This window comes from Arthrobacter sp. NPDC056886 (assembly GCF_042788715.1).
Classification (GTDB): domain Bacteria; phylum Actinomycetota; class Actinomycetes; order Actinomycetales; family Micrococcaceae; genus Arthrobacter.
In genome coordinates, this window is sequence record NZ_JBHUBT010000003.1 from 232828 (window position 1) to 250759 (window position 17932).

The 17932-nt window shown below is 64.3% G+C and carries 12 protein-coding genes; 10 read left to right on the forward strand and 2 right to left on the reverse strand.

Going from position 1 to position 17932, the window contains the following annotated elements; translation table 11 throughout:
• The first annotated feature begins 127 nt into the window (after positions 1-127).
• From ychF to ACFRJ8_RS06885, 4 genes are all read left to right on the forward strand, one after another.
• A complete protein-coding gene (ychF, locus tag ACFRJ8_RS06870) occupies positions 128-1213 on the forward strand; it encodes a redox-regulated ATPase YchF (RefSeq protein WP_377985374.1) in 1086 nt (361 codons plus the stop codon).
• Between the two features lie 339 nt (positions 1214-1552).
• Positions 1553-3334, forward strand: coding sequence for an ABC transporter family substrate-binding protein (locus ACFRJ8_RS06875; RefSeq protein WP_377985375.1), 1782 nt, complete (start codon positions 1553-1555; stop codon positions 3332-3334).
• A gap of 177 nt (positions 3335-3511) precedes the next feature.
• Positions 3512-5053: an ABC transporter permease gene (locus ACFRJ8_RS06880; RefSeq protein WP_377985376.1), complete on the forward strand. Its 1542-nt coding sequence runs from the start codon at positions 3512-3514 to the stop codon at positions 5051-5053.
• 26 nt (positions 5054-5079) lie between these two features.
• Positions 5080-6225 (forward strand): ABC transporter permease, encoded by a 1146-nt coding sequence (locus tag ACFRJ8_RS06885; protein WP_377985586.1) that lies wholly within the window; start codon positions 5080-5082, stop codon positions 6223-6225.
• 24 nt (positions 6226-6249) lie between these two features.
• Here ACFRJ8_RS06885 and ACFRJ8_RS06890 read toward each other — a convergent pair whose 3' ends face one another.
• The gene (locus ACFRJ8_RS06890; protein WP_377985377.1) at positions 6250-6876 is read right to left on the reverse strand and encodes a PH domain-containing protein; all 627 of its coding nucleotides are present in this window, start codon (positions 6874-6876) and stop codon (positions 6250-6252) included.
• 78 nt (positions 6877-6954) lie between these two features.
• Between ACFRJ8_RS06890 and ACFRJ8_RS06895 the strand changes: the two genes are divergently transcribed.
• The 5 genes from ACFRJ8_RS06895 to ACFRJ8_RS06915 all read left to right on the forward strand — a co-directional run bounded on the left by ACFRJ8_RS06895 (position 6955) and on the right by ACFRJ8_RS06915 (position 14586).
• A complete protein-coding gene (locus ACFRJ8_RS06895; RefSeq protein ID WP_377985378.1) occupies positions 6955-8781 on the forward strand; it encodes an ABC transporter ATP-binding protein in 1827 nt (608 codons plus the stop codon).
• A 293-nt stretch (positions 8782-9074) separates the two neighbouring features.
• On the forward strand, positions 9075-10715 hold the full coding sequence (locus tag ACFRJ8_RS06900) for an ABC transporter substrate-binding protein (RefSeq protein WP_377985379.1): 1641 nt from the start codon (positions 9075-9077) through the stop codon (positions 10713-10715).
• 223 nt (positions 10716-10938) lie between these two features.
• The gene (locus ACFRJ8_RS06905) at positions 10939-11868 is read left to right on the forward strand and encodes an ABC transporter permease (RefSeq protein WP_229994650.1); all 930 of its coding nucleotides are present in this window, start codon (positions 10939-10941) and stop codon (positions 11866-11868) included.
• Positions 11858-12853, forward strand: a complete 996-nt coding sequence (locus tag ACFRJ8_RS06910) for an ABC transporter permease (RefSeq protein ID WP_277522622.1) — start codon at positions 11858-11860, stop codon at positions 12851-12853. The genes ACFRJ8_RS06905 and ACFRJ8_RS06910 overlap by 11 nt, the downstream gene beginning before the upstream one ends.
• Positions 12854-12864: 11 nt before the next feature.
• On the forward strand, positions 12865-14586 hold the full coding sequence (locus ACFRJ8_RS06915) for an ABC transporter ATP-binding protein (protein WP_377985380.1): 1722 nt from the start codon (positions 12865-12867) through the stop codon (positions 14584-14586).
• 193 nt (positions 14587-14779) lie between these two features.
• On the opposite strand, the gene ACFRJ8_RS06920 is transcribed toward ACFRJ8_RS06915, so the two are convergent.
• Entirely contained in the window at positions 14780-15712 is a 933-nt protein-coding gene (locus ACFRJ8_RS06920) for an SGNH/GDSL hydrolase family protein (RefSeq protein WP_377985381.1), read from the reverse strand.
• Between the two features lie 282 nt (positions 15713-15994).
• Here ACFRJ8_RS06920 and typA point away from each other — a divergent pair, with 282 nt between their 5' ends.
• Positions 15995-17923, forward strand: coding sequence for a translational GTPase TypA (typA, locus tag ACFRJ8_RS06925; protein WP_377985382.1), 1929 nt, complete (start codon positions 15995-15997; stop codon positions 17921-17923).
• Positions 17924-17932: the final 9 nt, after the last annotated feature.

Consider the following 17932-nt stretch of genomic DNA (forward strand, 5'->3'; position numbering starts at 1 on the left):
CGACGCCCGGAACGCCCCGGACTTACAGCCCGGAACCTGCGCGCGGTCCCGCCCCGCAGGCCCTCGCGCCAGCCCTCGCGCCGGCCGCCGCAACGATCACCGGCCCGTGCGGGTAGAATATATGCTCGTGGCACTTACTATTGGCATCGTCGGACTGCCCAACGTCGGCAAATCAACCCTTTTCAACGCACTGACCCGCAACCAGGTCCTCGCGGCGAACTACCCGTTCGCCACGATCGAGCCGAACATCGGCGTCGTGAACCTGCCGGATGCCCGGCTTGAAAAGCTCGCCGGCATCTTCGGCTCCGCGCGCCTGCTGCCCGCAGCCGTGTCCTTCGTGGACATCGCCGGCATCGTTAAGGGCGCGTCCGAGGGCGAGGGCCTGGGTAACCAGTTCCTGGCCAACATCCGCGAGGCCGAGGCAATCGCGCAGGTTGTTCGCGTGTTCGATGACCCGGACGTCATTCACGTCGATGGCAAGGTTGATCCCAGTTCCGACATGGAGACGATCAACACCGAGCTGATCCTTGCCGATCTGCAGACCATCGAAAAGGCCGTCCCCCGGATTGAAAAAGAAGTAAAGATCAAGAAGCGGGATGCGGCCGAGCTCGCAGCCATCTTGGCGGCGCAGGCAGTGCTGGAACGCGGCGACACGATCTTCTCCTCCATCAAGAGCGACAAGCTGGAGATGGAGCACCTCAAGGAACTCGGCCTGCTGACGGCCAAGCCCTTCATCTATGTCTTCAACTCCGACGAGGGCATCCTCGGCAGCCCGGAGAAGCAGGCGGAACTGCGTGCCCTTGTGGCTCCTGCAGACGCCATCTTCCTGGACGCCAAGCTTGAGTCCGATCTGGTGGAGCTCGACGAGGCAGAAGCCCGCGAGATGCTGGAAATGAACGGCCAGGACGAATCCGGACTGGACCAGTTGGCCCGCGTCGGCTTCCACACCCTTGGACTGCAGACCTACCTCACGGCAGGCCCCAAGGAAACCCGGGCATGGACCATCCGCCAGGGCGACACCGCCCCGCAGGCGGCCGGCGTGATCCACTCCGATTTCCAGCGAGGCTTCATCAAGGCCGAGGTTGTGTCGTTCGATGACCTAGTCGAGGCCGGCTCCATGGCCGAGGCGAAGGCCCGCGGCAAGGTCCGCATCGAAGGCAAGGAATACGTCATGGCCGACGGCGACGTGGTCGAATTCCGTTTCAACGTTTGACGTCCTCCCGCCCGGCAGAGCGGTAATTCTGTCAAGTAATTAACGATTAACTAGAGGAGCCTCGATTTTCGGATCGGGGCTTTTCCTGTGTGCCGCTCTTTTGTATTTTGGCTACGCAGCCTTCAATGTTTTTGTGGAAAATTGGCTTTGCGGACCGTGTCCTATGTTGCAGCTCGGTAACGAACTTTACGGTGGGTCAACTTTGGTGGCTCCAAGTGGCCTTCTGGGTTTACGCTTCATGCCATGTGAGACGGGCCACACTGCCGCTGGGGGAGTGTGGACGTCTGTCTGGCGCTTCCGGCGCCGGTCTCACCCACACCACAGAAACAAGGAGGCGGAATGCGCTTGGGTCGTATTTCCAAAGCAGTGGGCGTGGCGGCAGCAGCTGCCATCGCCCTCAGCGCCTGCGCAGGCAACAGCGGCGGGACAACCCCGTCCACTGCGGCCGCAGCAAGCAAGCAAGGCGGATCGGCAACCGTAGTGGAGGTCAACGCGTTCAATACGTTCAACCCGAACACAGCCGATGGCAACACTGACATCAACTCGAAGATCAGCTATGCCACGCACTCGGGCTTCTTCTACATCGACAACAAGCTCAACGTTGTCCGCAACGAGAAGTTCGGCAAGATGGAAAAGGTCTCCGACAATCCGCTGACGGTAAAGTACACCATCAACGACGGCGTGAAGTGGTCAGACGGTACGCCCGTCACCGCGGCCGACCTTGTGCTGCAGTGGGCTGCCTTCTCCGGTTACTACAACGACGCTAACGCGGAGGCGAAAACCGGAACGTCCTACTTCTCCTACGCCGGTGACCCCACCGGTATTGCCCTCACCGACTTCCCGGAACTCGGTGACGACGGCCGCAGCATGACGCTGAAGTACTCCAAACCGTTTGCTGACTGGGAAATCGCCATCGGCGGCCCCGGCATCGACATCCCGGCCCACGTCCTCGCCAAGAAGGCAGGCCTGGCGGACACCAAGGCGTTCATTGACCTCCTGAAGGGCATGCCCCGTGGCGACGCCAAGGCCCCCAAGCCGGCGAACGCGCAGCTCAAGGCCATGGCGGACATGTGGAACACCGGTTTTGACACCAAGACCCTGCCTGCCGATCCGAGCCTCTACCTCTCCAACGGCCCGTTCATCGTCAAGAGCGTCAGCCAGGACCAGTCCCTGACCATGGTCAGGAACAAGGACTACAACTGGGGTCCGGAAGCCCAGCTGGACGAAATCACCGTCCGCTACATCGGTGAGGCACCCGCCCAGGTCCAGGCGCTCAAGAACGGCGAGGCCGACATCATCGCCCCGCAGGCATCCGCTGACACCGTGGAGCAGCTCAAGGCCCTCGAAAGCCAGGGCGTGACTGTCGACGTCGGCAACCAGCTCGCGTACGACCACATCGACCTGAACTACTCGGGCCCGTTTGCCGACAAGAATGTTCGTGAAGCGTTCATGAAGGCCGTCCCGCGTGCGGACATCGTCGACAAGATCGTCAAGAAGCTCGACCCGAAGGCAGCACCGCTTGACTCCCAGCTGTTCGTCCCGGACCAGGCACCCTACGCCGACTCCGCGAAGAACAACGGTTCCTCCGCCTACCAGGGTGTGGACATCGAGGGTGCCAAGAAGCTCCTCAACGGTGCCACCCCCTCGGTTCGCATCATGTACAACAAGGACAACCCCAACCGTGTTGACGCCTACTCCCTGATCAGCGAGTCCGCCACCAAGGCCGGCTTCAAGATCGTCGACGGCGGCCTCGGCAAGTCCGATTGGGGCAAGGCCCTCGGTGACGGCAGCTACGACGCCACCATCTTTGGCTGGAGCAACTCGGGTGTCGGCGTGTCCGGCGTTCCGCAGATCTTCAAGTCCGGCAACGACTCCAACTTCAACCAGTTCAGCAACCCTGAAGCCGACAAGCTGATGGACGAACTGATCGTCACCACCGACAAGAGCAAGCAGGACGGCCTCGTTGCGCAGATCGACAAGATGATCTGGGATTCGGCCTACGGCCTTCCGCTGTTCCAGTCGGTTGGCGTGGACGCGTACAGCGACCGCATCACCGGGGTGAAGTACATGCCGAACCAGACCGGCGTTTGGTGGAACTTCTGGGAATGGGCACAGAAGTAGCCCGCGACCCTAAGTAGCACTGCTGGAAAGGCGTCGGGACCACAGATCTTCGGTTCCGACGCCTTTCTGGCGATATCCTGGCGATGCCGTGGTCCCGCCGCCACATCGGCGGGAACCGGCCAAACTCCGCGACCGGTCCGGGCAATCCCTGGGCCCGAATTCCGAGGTTCTATTCCAATGGTGACCTACATTTTCCGGCGGCTTGTGACCGCCGCCCTCATCCTTCTCGGTGCGTCCTACTTCGTGTATCTCCTGACAGCGGCGTCCGGCGATCCCCTGGAGCAGTTCCGCGTCAACCCCTCGCCGCAGAAGCAGCAGCTCATGGACGCGAGGATCGAACTCCTGCAGCTGGACACCCCCGCCCCGTTGCGGTACTTCAAATGGTTCGGTGGCGCTGTCCAGTGCCTCATCCCGTTCGCCAACTCCTGTGACCTCGGGAAAAACATCGCCGGCCAGCCCGTCACCGAGGCCCTCGGCTTCGCGCTCGTCCAGACGCTGACCCTCGTCACCGCGGCAACGGTGCTCGCCATCCTGATCGGCATCACCCTGGGCATCGTCACCGCCCTGCGCCAGTACAGCACGCTGGATTACGGCGTCACCTTCATGGCTTTCTTGTTCTTTTCCCTGCCGATCTTCTGGGTCGCCGTCCTGCTCAAGGAATTCGGCGCCATCGGCTTCAACGACTTCCTGCGAAACCCCGATGTACCGCTGTCCGCGGCACTCGGCATCGGCGTGATCGTAGGCGCAGTGACTGCCGTCGCGGTGGGCGGGCCTATGCGGCGCCGGCTGCTGGCCGGGGTCGTCGCCTTCGGCTTCGTCGCCGCAGTGCTCATCTACTTCTCCGCCACCGAGTGGTTCAAGACGCCGGGTCTGGGCCCTGTGGTCATCGCCATCGCCGGTGTCGGCATCGCCTTCGCCGTGACCCTGCTCTCCGCCGGGCTGAAAAACCGTAAGGCACTGCAGTCCGCGCTCATCGCCGTCGGCGTCGGCGTCGTGCTGTACTTCCTCCTTCAGCCGCTGCTCAACGAGGCCACGTTCGTGATGATCGTGCTGCTGGCGATCGCCTTTGTCCTGATCGGCGTGGGCATCGGCTACCTGGTGGGTGGCTACGACCGGGGGCAGTCCATGCGGGCGGCGGGAATCACCTCGTTCCTGGTCGGCTTCCTGATCCTGCTGGACCGGTACATGCAGGCCTGGCCCAGCTACTTCAACAACAGTCGTGTGCGCGGCCGGCCGATCGCCACCATCGGTGCCAGCACGCCGAACATCCAGGGCGACTTCTGGGTCCTGGGCCTTGACACCTTTACCCACCTGATCCTGCCCACCCTGGCCCTGATCCTCATTTCACTGGCCAGCTACACGCGGTTCACCCGGGCCTCCATGCTCGAAATCATGAACATGGACTACATCCGCACGGCCCGGGCCAAGGGCCTGAGCGAGCGGACCGTCGTCATGCGCCACGCCTTCCGGAACGCCCTGATCCCGATCGCCACGATCGTGGCCTTCGACATCGGCGCACTGATCGGCGGTGCCGTCATCACCGAAACGGTCTTCTCGGTCCGTGGCATGGGCTTCCTCTTCCTGGACGGAATCGCGCACGTCGATCCCAATCCGGTCATGGGGGTCTTCATTTGCGTGGCCATCACGGCCATGGTCTTCAACCTCATCGCGGACCTTGCTTACTCCGCACTGGATCCGCGCGTAAGGGTAAAAGCATGAGCCAGCCAAGCCAGCAGGAAGAAATCATGGCCGAAGACGCCTCCCGGATATCTGCCGCCGCGGGCATTGAGCCGATCATCGAGGCCAAGGGCCTCAGCCAGGGCCAGATCGTCCGGAAACGTTTCCTCGGACACTCCGGCGCCATCATCGGCCTTGTGGTGTTCTCCCTCATCTTCATCCTGGCCTTCACCTCCGTGGGCTACCTGGGCATCCCGGGCTGGTGGAAGTACAACCACGAGCAAGTCTCCCCCCTGGTCAACGGCGGCGCACCGACCTCCTCCCTGTGGCCGCTGGCCTGGGGCGAACACCCCTTCGGCCAGGACCGGATCGGCCGGGACGTCTTCGCCATGACCATGCGCGGCGCGCAGCAGTCCATCACCATCATGATCGTGATCGGCGTCATCGCCGGCCTGATCGGCGTCGTGGTCGGCGCCATCTCCGGCTACTTCCGGGGCTGGCCCGAGGCCATCTTGATGCGACTGACTGACGTCATCATCATCATTCCCGCCCTGCTGCTGGCCGCTGTCATGGCTGCTCTCGCCGGGCGCCGGGACCAGGGAAGCTGGTTCGCTTCCTTTGCCAGCACCAACGGCGTCCTGGCCCTCGGAATCTTCCTGGGCCTGATCAGCTGGGTCGCACTGGCCCGCCTGATGCGCGGGGAATTCCTGTCACTGCGCGAACGCGAGTTTGTGGATGCGGCCCGGATTTCGGGCGCAAGCAATGCCCGGATCATCTTCAAGCACATTTTGCCCAACGCCGTCGGCGTGCTCATCGTGAACGTGACCCTGACCATGTCCGCCGCGATCCTCACGGAAACGGCGCTCAGTTACCTCGGTGTCGGTGTCAAGGCCCCGGACACGTCCCTGGGCCTGCTCATCTCGCAGAACCAGCAGGCCTTCACCACTCGGCCCTGGCTCTTTTGGTTCCCGGGTATGTTCATCGTGCTCATCTGCCTCAGCATCAACTTCATCGGCGACGGCCTGCGGGACGCCTTTGACCCGCGGCAGAAGAAGTTCAACGCCAAGAAAGCTGCAGAACACGGCGGCCCCGCGGCGCAGGCAAGCGCTGTCACCGGTCTGGACGGGCCGGAGCAACAGGGATTCCGGCAATCGGGGTTCCGGCCCGAGGAGCCGGGGCACGACGGGCCGGCTGACGGAACACGGGGCCAGTAAATGCCCGCCCCGTGCAGGCACCGGCTAGCTGGCGGTAACCGCCAGGTAGCTGGCCGCCAGGAGCAGTACGACGGCGCCGATCGCCACCCAGCGGACAGTGACGGTTGCGGCGGTGCTGCAGGCCTCGCCGGCGGCGAGCTGCCCGCCTTCCACCAGCTCATGCCACCGCGCCCGCACCAGCATGGCGGCCTGGCCGGAGTCCGTGGTTTTCAGATCGCCCGGACGGACCGACTTGCCAGGGCCATAGCTGGTTGCCGGCAGGCCGTGGAGGTCTTCCGGGCGGGCGTGGCGGCCGCCCCAGATACCGGGAGCGGGCGCGGCCCAGGACGTGTAGCTCTTCTCGGCGGTGACCAGCGTCAGTGCAAAGCGGGTATCGACATGCACCAGCGCGGCCCACGGCACCTCAATCGAGCGGAACGGATTTTCCAGGGTGACGCCGGCGTCGTGGACCACAACGGACGGCATCCAGAACAGTTGCCAGCCCATGAAGGCGATGAAGGCCAGCGGGGCGATGCCGCCCAGCGCCCCGGGACCTGCCATGACCACCGTGGCAACGACACCGAACGCGGCTACCGCCCAGGAGAGCCACGCGAACCATTTGTTGGTTCGTGCTTTGAAGACTTCAACTTTTCCGGCGTGCGCAGAGCTCATGCCCCCAATAATTCAGTATTCCGAGCCGCAGCACTAATCCCCGGTGCACCGGCGGCCCGGGCGGAAGGATAGCCCATCATGACTGACTTCATCACCCTCGATCCTCCGGCGTCACCCGCGCCTGGCAAAGGCGAAACCGTCCTGGAGGTCCGGGATCTCAGCGTGGATTTCGGTGTGGACAAGAAATGGGTCCCGGCCGCGATCGGCCTGAACTACGAGGTCCGGGCCGGCGAAGTCCTCGCCATCGTGGGGGAGTCCGGGTCCGGAAAGAGCGCCAGTTCAATGGCGCTGCTGGGCCTGCTGCCCAGTAACAGCCGCGTGAGCGGAAGTGTCAAGCTCGGCGGCCGTGAGCTGCTGGGAAGCAACGAGGCCAATATCCGCGCAGTACGCGGCAAGGACGTCGCGGTGATCTTCCAGGAGCCGATGACGGCCCTGAACCCGGTGTACACCGTGGGGGCGCAGATCGTGGAAACTGTGCGTCTGCACAATGAGGTATCCCCGGAAGAAGCCCGACTCCGCGCCCTGCGCATGCTGGATCTTGTCGAACTGCCCGATCCGGAGAAGGCCTTCCGGTCCTACCCGCACCAGCTCTCCGGCGGCCAGCGCCAGCGCGCGATGATCGCGCAGTCGCTCTCCTGCGACCCGAAGCTGCTCATCGCCGATGAACCCACCACGGCCCTCGACGTCACCGTCCAAGCCGAAATCCTTGACCTCATGCGCAACCTGCGGAACAAGCTGGACAGTGCCATTGTGCTGATCACCCACGATATGGGGGTGGTGGCCGACCTCGCCGACCGGATTGCCGTCATGCGCAAGGGCCTAATCGTCGAGACAGGGACGGCAGCGCAGATCTTCCACAACCCGCAGCACGAATACACCAAGGCGCTGCTGGCCGCGGTCCCGCACCTGGGCCAGGGGGGCGCCGATTCGGCCGCGGACGTGGACGTCACCGCCGCTCTCGCCGCCGCGACGCACGTCGAGATCCTGTCCATTCCGGAAGACGAGCTGATCCGGCGGGAGCGCGAAAATGCCGCCGCCCTGGCCGCGGCCGAGGCAGCCAAACCGAAGGGCGAGCCGGTCCTGGAGCTCAGCGATGTCGCCATCGAATACCCGAAGCAGGGCCGGGTGCCGGCCTTCCGCGCCGTGGAGGGGGCCAACCTGGTCATCTACCCCGGACAGGTGGTCGGCCTGGTCGGCGAGTCGGGCTCCGGCAAGACCACCATCGGCCGGGCCGCCGTCGGCCTGCTGCCGGTGGCGGCAGGCACCATGCGCGTGGTCGGGCAGGACATTTCCGCCGCCAAGCAGAACGGCCGCCAGCTCCGCGAGATGCGCCGGCATGTCGGCATGGTGTTCCAGGATCCGTCGTCGTCCCTGAACCCCAGGCTGCCCATCGGGGAAAGCATCGGGGAGCCGATGTTCCTGGCAAAGGCCGCGAAGGGCGCCGAACTGCAAAGCCGGATCGAGGCGCTCCTGGACCAGGTCGAGCTGCCGCGGGATTACCGCAACCGCTACCCGCACGAACTCTCCGGCGGGCAGAAGCAGCGCGTGGGGATCGCGCGTGCCCTCTCGCTCAAGCCGAAGCTGATGGTCGCCGACGAGCCCACATCCGCCCTCGACGTCTCCGTCCAGGCCAAGGTGCTCGATCTCTTCCAGAACCTGCAGAGGGAACTGGGGTTCGCGTGCCTCTTTGTCACCCATGACCTCGCAGTGGTGGATGTGCTCGCGGACCGGATCTGCGTCATGCAGCGCGGCAGGATCGTGGAGCAGGGCACCCGGGACCAGATCCTCCGCAACCCCCAGGAGCCCTACACCCAGCGGCTCCTGGCGGCCGTTCCGCTGCCGGATCCGGACAAGCAACGCGAGCGTCGCGAACTGCGTGCGCAGCTGCTGTCTGGGGCCAGCTGAGCTGCGCCCCGGGGGGCTAAAAACCGCCGGATTCCAGTTAATCGCGGGTAACCCGCGTCACACGGCGAGCGAATAGTACCAGCCAGTAGCGTGTGACTTGAAATACACCGCGCTTGACGTTAACCGTCATGAGATTGTCGGATCACGGTTTGGCAACGGAGTTCCAACATTTGGACAGTTAAGGGCTAGGCTACTTCCATATGTAGGCCACGTCACAGGGGATACCCCTGTGCCTGCTTACGGGGAAGCATAAGTTTTTCCCTCACGAACTCCCACAACTCATAGGAGGCGGAATGCGTTTTTCGCGCACTTCCAAAGCACTGGGCATGGTGGCTATCGCCGCCCTCGCCCTGACCGGATGCGGTGCCAGCGGCTCTGCAACCGGTAGCGGTAGTACCGGCGGTGACACCAGCAAGGTGATCCTCGCCGACGGCTCCGAACCCCAGCGTCCCCTGATGCCTGCCGACACCAACGAAGTTGGCGGCGGCAAGGTTATCGACATGATCTTCGCTGGCCTGGTCAGCTACGACCCCAGCGGCAAGCCCGTCAACGAACTCGCCGAGTCCATCGAGGGCAAGGACGGCCAGCACTTCACCATCAAGGTCAAGAAGGACCAGAAGTTTACGAACGGCGAGGCCATCACGGCCAAGACCTTCGTCGATTCCTGGAACTTCGGCGCCGCAGCCAAGAACGCCCAGCTCAGCGGTGGCTTCTTCGAAAGCATCAAGGGCTACGACGAAGCCAGCAAAGAAGGCTCCACCGTCGAGACCATGTCCGGCCTGAAGGTCGTTGACGACCAGACGTTCACCGTTGAACTGAAGCAGCCGGAATCTGACTGGCCGCTTCGCCTCGGCTACACCGCGTTTGTTCCGGTTCCCTCCGGCGCACTGAAGGACCCGAAGGGCTTCGGCGAGAAGCCGGTCGGCAACGGCCCGTACAAGATGGCCGACGGCGGCTGGCAGCACAATGTGGAGATCCAGCTGGTCCCGAACCCGGATTACAACGGCCCGCGCAAGGCCAAGAACGCCGGCGTGACCTTCAAGATCTTCCAGAACGACGACTCCGCTTACCAGTCTCTGCTGAGCAACGAGCTGGACATCCTCCAGACCATCCCCACCAGCGCTCTGAAGAACTTCAAGTCTGACCTCGGCGACCGCACCATCAACAAGCCGTACGCCGGCAACCAGACCATCGCCATCCCGGAATACCTCCCGGAATGGAGCGGCGAGGCCGGCAAGCTCCGCCGCCAGGCGATTTCCATGGCGATCAACCGCGATGAGATCACCAAGGTGATCTTCAACGGCGCACGCCAGCCTGCCAAGGACTTCACGGCTCCCGTGCTTGACGGCTACAGCGACGCGATCGCCGGTTCCGACAACCTGAAGTTCGACGCCGCCAAGGCCAAGGAAGCCTGGACCAAGGCTGACGCGATCCAGAAGTGGGATGCCAATAAGACCTTCACCATTGCCTACAACGCCGACAAGGGCGGACACAAGGCCTGGGTTGAGGCAGTGGTAAACCAGCTCAAGAACACGCTCGGCATCAAGGTTGAAGGCAAGCCGTACGCCACCTTCAAGGAAGCCCGCAACGACGCCACCGCCAAGACCCTCACCGGCTCCATCCGTGCCGGCTGGCAGGCAGACTACCCGTCGCTGTACAACTTCCTCGGCCCGATCTACAAGACCGGTGCCGGCTCGAACGACGCCAACTACGCCAACCCGACGTTCGACAAGGCCGTCTCTGACGGCCTGAACGCCGCGTCGGTCAGTGAAGGCAACAAGGCCATGAACAAGGCCCAGGAGATCCTCCTCCAGGACCTGCCGGCCATCCCCTTGTGGTACCAGGTCGCCCAAGGCGGCTGGAGCGACAAGGTCACCAACGTTGACTACGGCTGGGACGGCGTCCCGCTGTACTACAACGTAACCGGTAAGTAACAACAAAACGACGGCGGGGGCCGCCCATACTGGGGGCCTCCGCCGTCGTCGTGTTTTCCCACCATTTATTTTCTTGATGCCCGGCTCTTCGGGCGAACTTTTCGCAGCCCTGCCGCCGTGACTGAACCGGCGCCGGCCTGCATCCATAGTGAAAAGGTTCTTTGATGAACAACTCCGCCGCATCCCTGGACAGGATGCCTGCCAACGAGGGTGTGACTCGCTGATGTCGACATACATCCTCAAGCGTTTCCTGCAACTGATTCCCGTCTTTTTGGGCGCAACACTGCTGGTCTACTTCCTGGTCTTCAGCCTGCCCGGCGATCCCATCGTGGCACTGTTCGGCGACAAGCCGGTGAACGAGGCCGTGGCAGCCAAGCTGCGGGCGCAGTACCACCTGGACCAGCCGTTCTGGATGCAATACCTGCTTTACCTCAAGAGCATCTTCACGTTCGACCTAGGCCAGGACTTCTCCGGACGCCCCATCGCCGCCGTGCTCGGCGAGGTCTTCCCCGTCACGGCCCGGCTGGCCATCATGGCGCTGATCTTCGAGGCAGTTTTCGGCATCGTCTTCGGCCTCATCGCCGGCCTGCGCAAAGGCAAGTTCTTTGACGCCACGGTCCTGGTAGCGTCCCTGATCGTGATCGGCATCCCGATCTTCGTCCTAGGCTTCCTGCTGCAGTTCACCATCGGCGTCCAACTGGGCTGGGCCAAGCCGACCGTCAGCTCCGCCGCGACCGTCCAGGACCTCATCCTGCCGGCGATCGTGCTGGGACTGGGATCGTTCGCCTATGTCCTGCGCCTGACCCGTACGTCCGTCATCGAAAACATGAACGCCGACTACGTCCGCACCGCGACCGCCAAGGGCCTCTCCCGGTTCCAGGTGGTCCGCGTCCACATCCTGCGCAACTCCCTGATTCCCGTCATTACCTTCCTGGGCGCCGACCTCGGTGCCCTGATGGGCGGCGCAATCGTCACGGAAGGAATCTTCAACGTTCCGGGCGTCGGCAACCGGCTCTACCGGGCCGTGCTGTCCGGCGAAGGGCCCACGGTGGTCTCGATCGTCACCGTCCTGGTGCTGATCTACTGCCTCTCCAACCTGCTCGTTGACCTGCTTTACGGCTGGCTTGACCCGAGGATCCGTTATGACTCCTGATAACACCACCACCGCACGGCACGCCGATTCCCGCCGCCCGGCCCGCCGGACTGAGCACTTCGTGGCCGATGTCTCCGAGACCCCGCTCCAGGTGACGGACCGGGTCAAGGACGAAGCCGCACCACTGAGCCTGTGGGGCGAGGCCTGGAAGAACCTGCGCAAGCAGCCGCTCTTCATCATCTCCGCACTCCTGATCCTTGTGGTCGTGGCGGTCTCCCTCTTCCCCGGGCTGTTCTCGCCGATCGACCCGACCTCGGAGGCGTGCCAGCTGGCCAACTCCGACGCCGGCCCCGCCGCGGGGCACCCGCTGGGCTTCACCCAGCAGGGCTGCGACGTCTACGCCCGCGTCATCTTCGGCACCCGCTCCTCGGTGACGGTTGGCCTTTTGACCACCATCGGAGTGCTGCTGATCGGTGGCATCATGGGTGCCGTGGCGGGCTACTACGGCGGCTGGATCGATTCCGTCTTGGCACGCATCAATGACATCTTCTTCGCCCTGCCGCTGATCTTGGGCGCGATCGTGCTCATGCAGCTGCCGATGTTCCGGACGAACAAGACAGTATGGACGCTGGTGCTCATCCTGATCGTCTTCGGCTGGCCCCAAATCGCGCGCATCACCCGTGGCGCCGTCATAGAGGTCCGCAACGCCGACTTCGTCACGGCGGCCCGGTCACTCGGCGTCTCGAAGTTCGGTGCCCTCATGCGCCACGTCCTGCCGAACTCGCTGGCCCCGATCATTGTCGTGGCCACCATTTCCCTGGGCACGTTCATCGTGGCCGAATCCACACTGTCCTTCCTCGGCATCGGGCTGCCGCCCAGTGTCATGTCCTGGGGCAACGACATCCAGGCGGCGCAGGCCTCGCTCCGGTCCAACCCGATGCCGCTGCTCTACCCGGCAATTGCGCTGTCCATCACCGTCCTGAGCTTCATCATGCTGGGCGATGCCCTGCGCGATGCCCTCGATCCCAAAGCCCGCAAGCGATGAAAGGGGACACCATGAGCGCCTCTGTTGACTTCCAGGAAGCTGAGTACGCCACCGAGCGCCCACTGCTTGAAATCAGGAACCTGGCCATCGGGTTCACCACGAGCAACGGCGAGGTCAACGCCGTCCGCAACGCCCACCTCACCGTCATGCCGGGCGAAACCGTCGCAATTGTGGGCGAGTCGGGCTCCGGTAAGTCCACCACCGCCCTGGCCGCTATCGGCCTGCTCCCGGGCAACGGCCGCGTCGCGGCGGGCCAGATCCTGTTCGACGGCGAAGACATCTCCAACGCCAGCGAAAAGCGGATGATCGAACTCCGGGGCAACAGCATCGGCATGGTCCCGCAGGACCCGATGTCCAACCTCAACCCGGTGTGGAAGATCGGCGACCAGGTCCGCGAGACACTGAAGGCCAACGGACTCCCGAGCGGGCCCGACGACGTCGCAAAGGTCCTGTCCCAGGCCGGGCTGCCCGACGCTGGCAGCCGCGCCAAGCAGTACCCCCACGAGTTCTCCGGCGGCATGCGCCAGCGCGCGCTGATCGCGATCGGGCTCGCCTGCCAGCCGCGCCTGCTCATCGCGGACGAGCCGACGTCGGCGCTCGACGTCACCGTGCAGCGCCAGATCCTCGATCACCTGGACAAGATGACCACGGAACTGGGCACCGCGGTGCTGCTGATCACGCACGACCTCGGCCTCGCCGCCGAGCGCGCCGACCAGGTAGTGGTCATGTACCGCGGCCAGGTTGTCGAGTCCGGGCCATCGCTGGAGCTGCTGCAGAACCCGCAGCACCCGTACACCCAGCGGCTGGTCGCCTCGGCGCCGTCGCTGGCGTCCCGGCGCATCCAGGCCGCCAAGGAACTGGGGGTGGAGACCGACGACATGCTCGCCCCGAGCGAGACCGGCGTGGTTGAGCCGTCCAAGACGGACGAGGTCCTGCAGATCCAGAACCTGCGGAAGGTCTTCAAGCTGCGCTCGGGCCTGGGCAAGTCCACGGACTTCACCGCCGTCGACGACGTCTCTTTCAGCGTCAAGCGGGGAACCACGACGGCGATCGTGGGCGAGTCGGGGTCCGGCAAGTCCACGGTGGCCCAGATGGTCCTGAACCTCCTGTCGCCGACGTCCGGCAAGATCATCTTCGACGGCGTGGACACCTCCACCCTGAACAGCAAGGATCTCTTCGCCTTCCGGCGCCGGGTACAGCCGATCTTCCAGGATCCGTACGGTTCGCTGGACCCGATGTACAACATCTTCAGGACCATCGAGGAGCCGCTGCGGACCCACAAGATCGGGGACAAGGCGAGCCGCGAGAAGAAGGTGCGGGAACTGCTGGATCAGGTAGCGCTGCCGCAGTCCACCATGCAGCGGTACCCGAACGAGCTCTCCGGTGGCCAGCGCCAGCGCGTCGCGATCGCCCGCGCCCTGGCATTGGACCCCGAAGTGATCATCTGCGACGAGGCCGTCTCGGCGCTCGATGTCCTGGTGCAGGCGCAGGTGCTGAACCTGCTCGCCGAACTGCAGTCCCGGCTCGGTCTGACCTACCTGTTCATCACCCACGACCTCGCCGTGGTCCGCCAGATCGCGGACCACGTGTGCGTCATGGAGAAGGGCAAGCTGGTGGAGACGGGCTCAACGGACGACGTCTTCGAGTCACCGCAGCAGGACTACACCCGGGCGCTGCTCAACGCCATCCCCGGCGCCGGCCTCATGCTGCCGCCGGAAGTTGAAGTGGCCTGAGCCGCTTTCGCTAGGACTTGAACAAGTCCGCCGCCAACAGCACAGGAGCCGGTGTCCGCCCGTTGGGGCGGGCACCGGCTCCTTTGCTTTGCTTTTATTGGTGTGCGGGGCTGAGTGGACTGGCTGGGGCCCGGCCCGTCGCCGGGCCTGTCCGGGTCGCCGGGCCTCGCGGAGCTCCCGGCCCGCCCCAGCGCTAGTGGGACAGACCGGTCAGCATGCGGGGGTCTGCGTAGTCAAGCCCCAACGACTCCAACCGCTGGCCAAAAACGGCGCCAAGGGCCGCGTGGCCCTGCCGGTTCAGGTGGACCCCGTCCGCCATAGAACCCGTGAGGTTGTAGCGGGTAAGCCAGTCTCCCGCGCTGACGAACGTCAGACCGTGCCGGTCCGCCACTTTGCCCACGAGCGCGTCCACTTCGGACCGGCGTCCACCGCCGTAGTGGGCACCCCGCGCGAGCGTTCCGACCATGATCACCCGGGCCGCGGGATAGCGCTGCTGGATGCTGGCGATCAGCCGCTCGGCGTTGGCGACGATCTGCGCGTTCGACGCCCCGCGCGCGGCGTCGTTCCCGCCGCCTTCGATCACCACCAGGGGAGGGGTGCCGTAGGGGAGCTTCCAGTCGCCGCGCTGGAGCGCGTCGATGTAGTTGCCGGTTTTACCGTTGGACGCCACGTAGCCGGTGCCGCCCCGGCCGCAGAAGAAGACTTTGTACCCGGCGGCGGCCAGACCCTGCCTGGGCCAGCCGAAAGACGGTTCCGACTGTGAGTCGCCAATGAGCACCGCGATGTTGCTGGTGTCCTTGACGATGATCTCGTCGCGGCCGTTGGCAGGATTGCGGTAGATCGAGCCGGCCGGCAGACCGGCGGGGTCGATGGTGGACCCGATGTGCGTTTTCGCCGCGGATCCTGCCGCGACCGGCACGCCGGCCCCGTTGGCCGCTCCGGCCTGGCTGGCCGTCAGCGGGGCGCCCGCAGAACCCGCGTCAGAATATCCGCCGTCGGAAGAGCCCACATTGGAGGAGCCTGCGTCGTTCGCAGGTGAAAAAGAGGCCGTCCCGCAGCCGCCAAGAACTACGCCTACGGCGATCATCGTTGCGACAAAGCTGGACAGGGCCGAGGCGTTTCGCATGAATGACTCCGGGCTTGCTTGCTGCTATCAGAGCAATGATGGGGCATGGGAGCCGGAAAATCCAGTGATTTTACTCACAGGTAATAAACCAGTTCCGTGCGCCCGTCCTGCTCCGGCGGCGGTGCGGTGGCCGGCCGCCGGTTCGCATTTTAGGCCAATAAATGACCTAGCGTTTAGAATGGTAGAAGGTGCCCTGTGCCAAAGGGACTTATCCGTCGTGCGTTCCGGTTGGAAATGTCGCGATACCACAGCTGACTTCACCACTGAATCGAGCAATAACGCATGTCTGAAACCACCACCAACACCGCGGTAGCCACTGCATCGCGCAGTGACCTGCGCAACGTCGCGATCGTGGCCCACGTTGACCACGGCAAGACCACACTGGTCGACGCCATGCTCAAGCAGACCAACTCCTTTGCCGAGCACAACCACCTCGAAGACCGCGTCATGGACTCCGGTGACCTGGAACGCGAAAAGGGCATCACCATCCTGGCCAAGAACACCACGGTGGCCTACAACGGACCGTCCTCCAACGGCGAGACCATCACCATCAACGTCATCGACACCCCCGGCCACGCCGACTTCGGCGGCGAGGTCGAGCGCGGCCTGTCCATGGTGGACGGCGTCGTTCTCCTCGTAGATGCCTCTGAGGGCCCGCTGCCCCAGACCCGCTTCGTGCTGCGCAAGGCCCTGGCCGCGCACCTGCCGGTGATCCTCCTGGTCAACAAGACCGACCGCCCCGACGCGCGGATCGAAGAAGTTGTCCACGAGTCCATGGACCTGCTCCTGGGCCTGGCGTCCGACCTCGCCGACGAAGTTCCGGACCTCGACCTGGACAAGATCCTCAACGTTCCGGTTGTCTACGCCGCCGCCAAGGTTGGCCGCGCTTCCCTCGAGCAGCCCGCAGACGGCTCAGCCCCGGAGAACGAGGACCTCGAGCCGCTCTTCCAGGCCATCATCGAGCACATCCCGGCCCCGACATACAACCCGAATGGTGTCCTGCAGGCGCACGTCACCAACCTGGACGCATCCCCGTTCCTCGGACGCCTCGCGCTGCTGCGCATCTACAACGGCACCCTGCGCAAGGGCCAGACCGTCGCCTGGGCGCGCGCCAACGGCGAGCTGAAGAACGTCAAGATCACCGAGCTGCTGGCCACCAAGGCACTCGACCGTGTCCCCGCGGAATCCGCTGGCCCCGGCGAAATCGTTGCTGTTGCCGGCATCGAGGAGATCACCATCGGCGAGACCCTGACCGATGCCGAGAACCCGCAGCCGCTGCCGCTGATCACCGTTGACGACCCGGCCATCTCCATGACCATTGGTATCAACACCTCGCCGCTGGCCGGCAAGGTCAAGGGCGCCAAGGTCACGGCCCGCCAGGTCAAGGACCGCCTCGACAAGGAACTGATCGGTAACGTCTCCATCAAGGTTCTCCCCACCGAGCGTCCCGACGCTTGGGAAGTCCAGGGCCGTGGCGAGCTTGCGCTGGCCATCTTGGTCGAGCAGATGCGCCGTGAAGGTTTCGAGCTGACCGTCGGCAAGCCGCAGGTTGTCACCCGGACCGTCGACGGCAAGGTCCACGAGCCGATGGAGCACATGACCATCGACGTGCCCGAAGAGTACCTCGGCGCCGTCACCCAGCTGATGGCCGCACGCAAGGGCCGCATGACCAACATGGCGAACCACGGCACCGGCTGGTGCCGCATGGAGTTCATCGTTCCGGCCCGTGGCCTGATCGGGTTCCGCACCAAGTTCCTCACGGACACCCGCGGCGCCGGCATTGCAGCTTCGATCTCCGAGGGCTACGAGCCGTGGGCCGGCCCGATCGAATACCGCACCAACGGTTCGATGATCGCCGACCGCGCCGGTGTTGTGACCCCGTTCGCCATGATCAACCTGCAGGAACGTGGCTCCTTCTTCGTCAAGCCCACCTCCGAGGTTTACGAAGGCATGATCGTGGGCGAGAACTCCCGCGCAGACGACATGGACGTCAACATCACGAAGGAAAAGAAGCTCACCAACATGCGTGCAGCCTCCTCGGACACCTTCGAGAACCTGACGCCGCCGCGCGACCTGACCCTCGAAGAGTCCCTCGAATTCGCCCGCGAAGACGAGTGCGTTGAGGTTACCCCGGATTCAATTCGCATCCGTAAGGTCATCCTGGACACCAACGAGCGCGCCAAGGCCAACCGCGCCCGCGCCAAGGTCTGATCCCGGTCC

What these genes read in the sequence shown, in the direction of transcription:
- ACFRJ8_RS06875 (WP_377985375.1), top strand. Translation starts at nt 1,553, where the DNA reads ATGCGCTTGGGTCGTATTTCCAAAGCAGTGGGCGTGGCGGCAGCAGCT.
- typA (WP_377985382.1), top strand. Translation starts at nt 15,995, where the DNA reads ATGTCTGAAACCACCACCAACACCGCGGTAGCCACTGCATCGCGCAGT.
- ACFRJ8_RS06905 (WP_229994650.1), top strand. Translation starts at nt 10,939, where the DNA reads ATGTCGACATACATCCTCAAGCGTTTCCTGCAACTGATTCCCGTCTTT.
- ACFRJ8_RS06885 (WP_377985586.1), top strand. Translation starts at nt 5,080, where the DNA reads ATGGCCGAAGACGCCTCCCGGATATCTGCCGCCGCGGGCATTGAGCCG.
- ACFRJ8_RS06920 (WP_377985381.1), bottom strand. Translation starts at nt 15,712, where the DNA reads ATGCGAAACGCCTCGGCCCTGTCCAGCTTTGTCGCAACGATGATCGCC.
- ACFRJ8_RS06880 (WP_377985376.1), top strand. Translation starts at nt 3,512, where the DNA reads ATGGTGACCTACATTTTCCGGCGGCTTGTGACCGCCGCCCTCATCCTT.
- ACFRJ8_RS06890 (WP_377985377.1), bottom strand. Translation starts at nt 6,876, where the DNA reads ATGAGCTCTGCGCACGCCGGAAAAGTTGAAGTCTTCAAAGCACGAACC.
- ACFRJ8_RS06895 (WP_377985378.1), top strand. Translation starts at nt 6,955, where the DNA reads ATGACTGACTTCATCACCCTCGATCCTCCGGCGTCACCCGCGCCTGGC.
- ACFRJ8_RS06915 (WP_377985380.1), top strand. Translation starts at nt 12,865, where the DNA reads ATGAGCGCCTCTGTTGACTTCCAGGAAGCTGAGTACGCCACCGAGCGC.
- ACFRJ8_RS06910 (WP_277522622.1), top strand. Translation starts at nt 11,858, where the DNA reads ATGACTCCTGATAACACCACCACCGCACGGCACGCCGATTCCCGCCGC.
- ACFRJ8_RS06900 (WP_377985379.1), top strand. Translation starts at nt 9,075, where the DNA reads ATGCGTTTTTCGCGCACTTCCAAAGCACTGGGCATGGTGGCTATCGCC.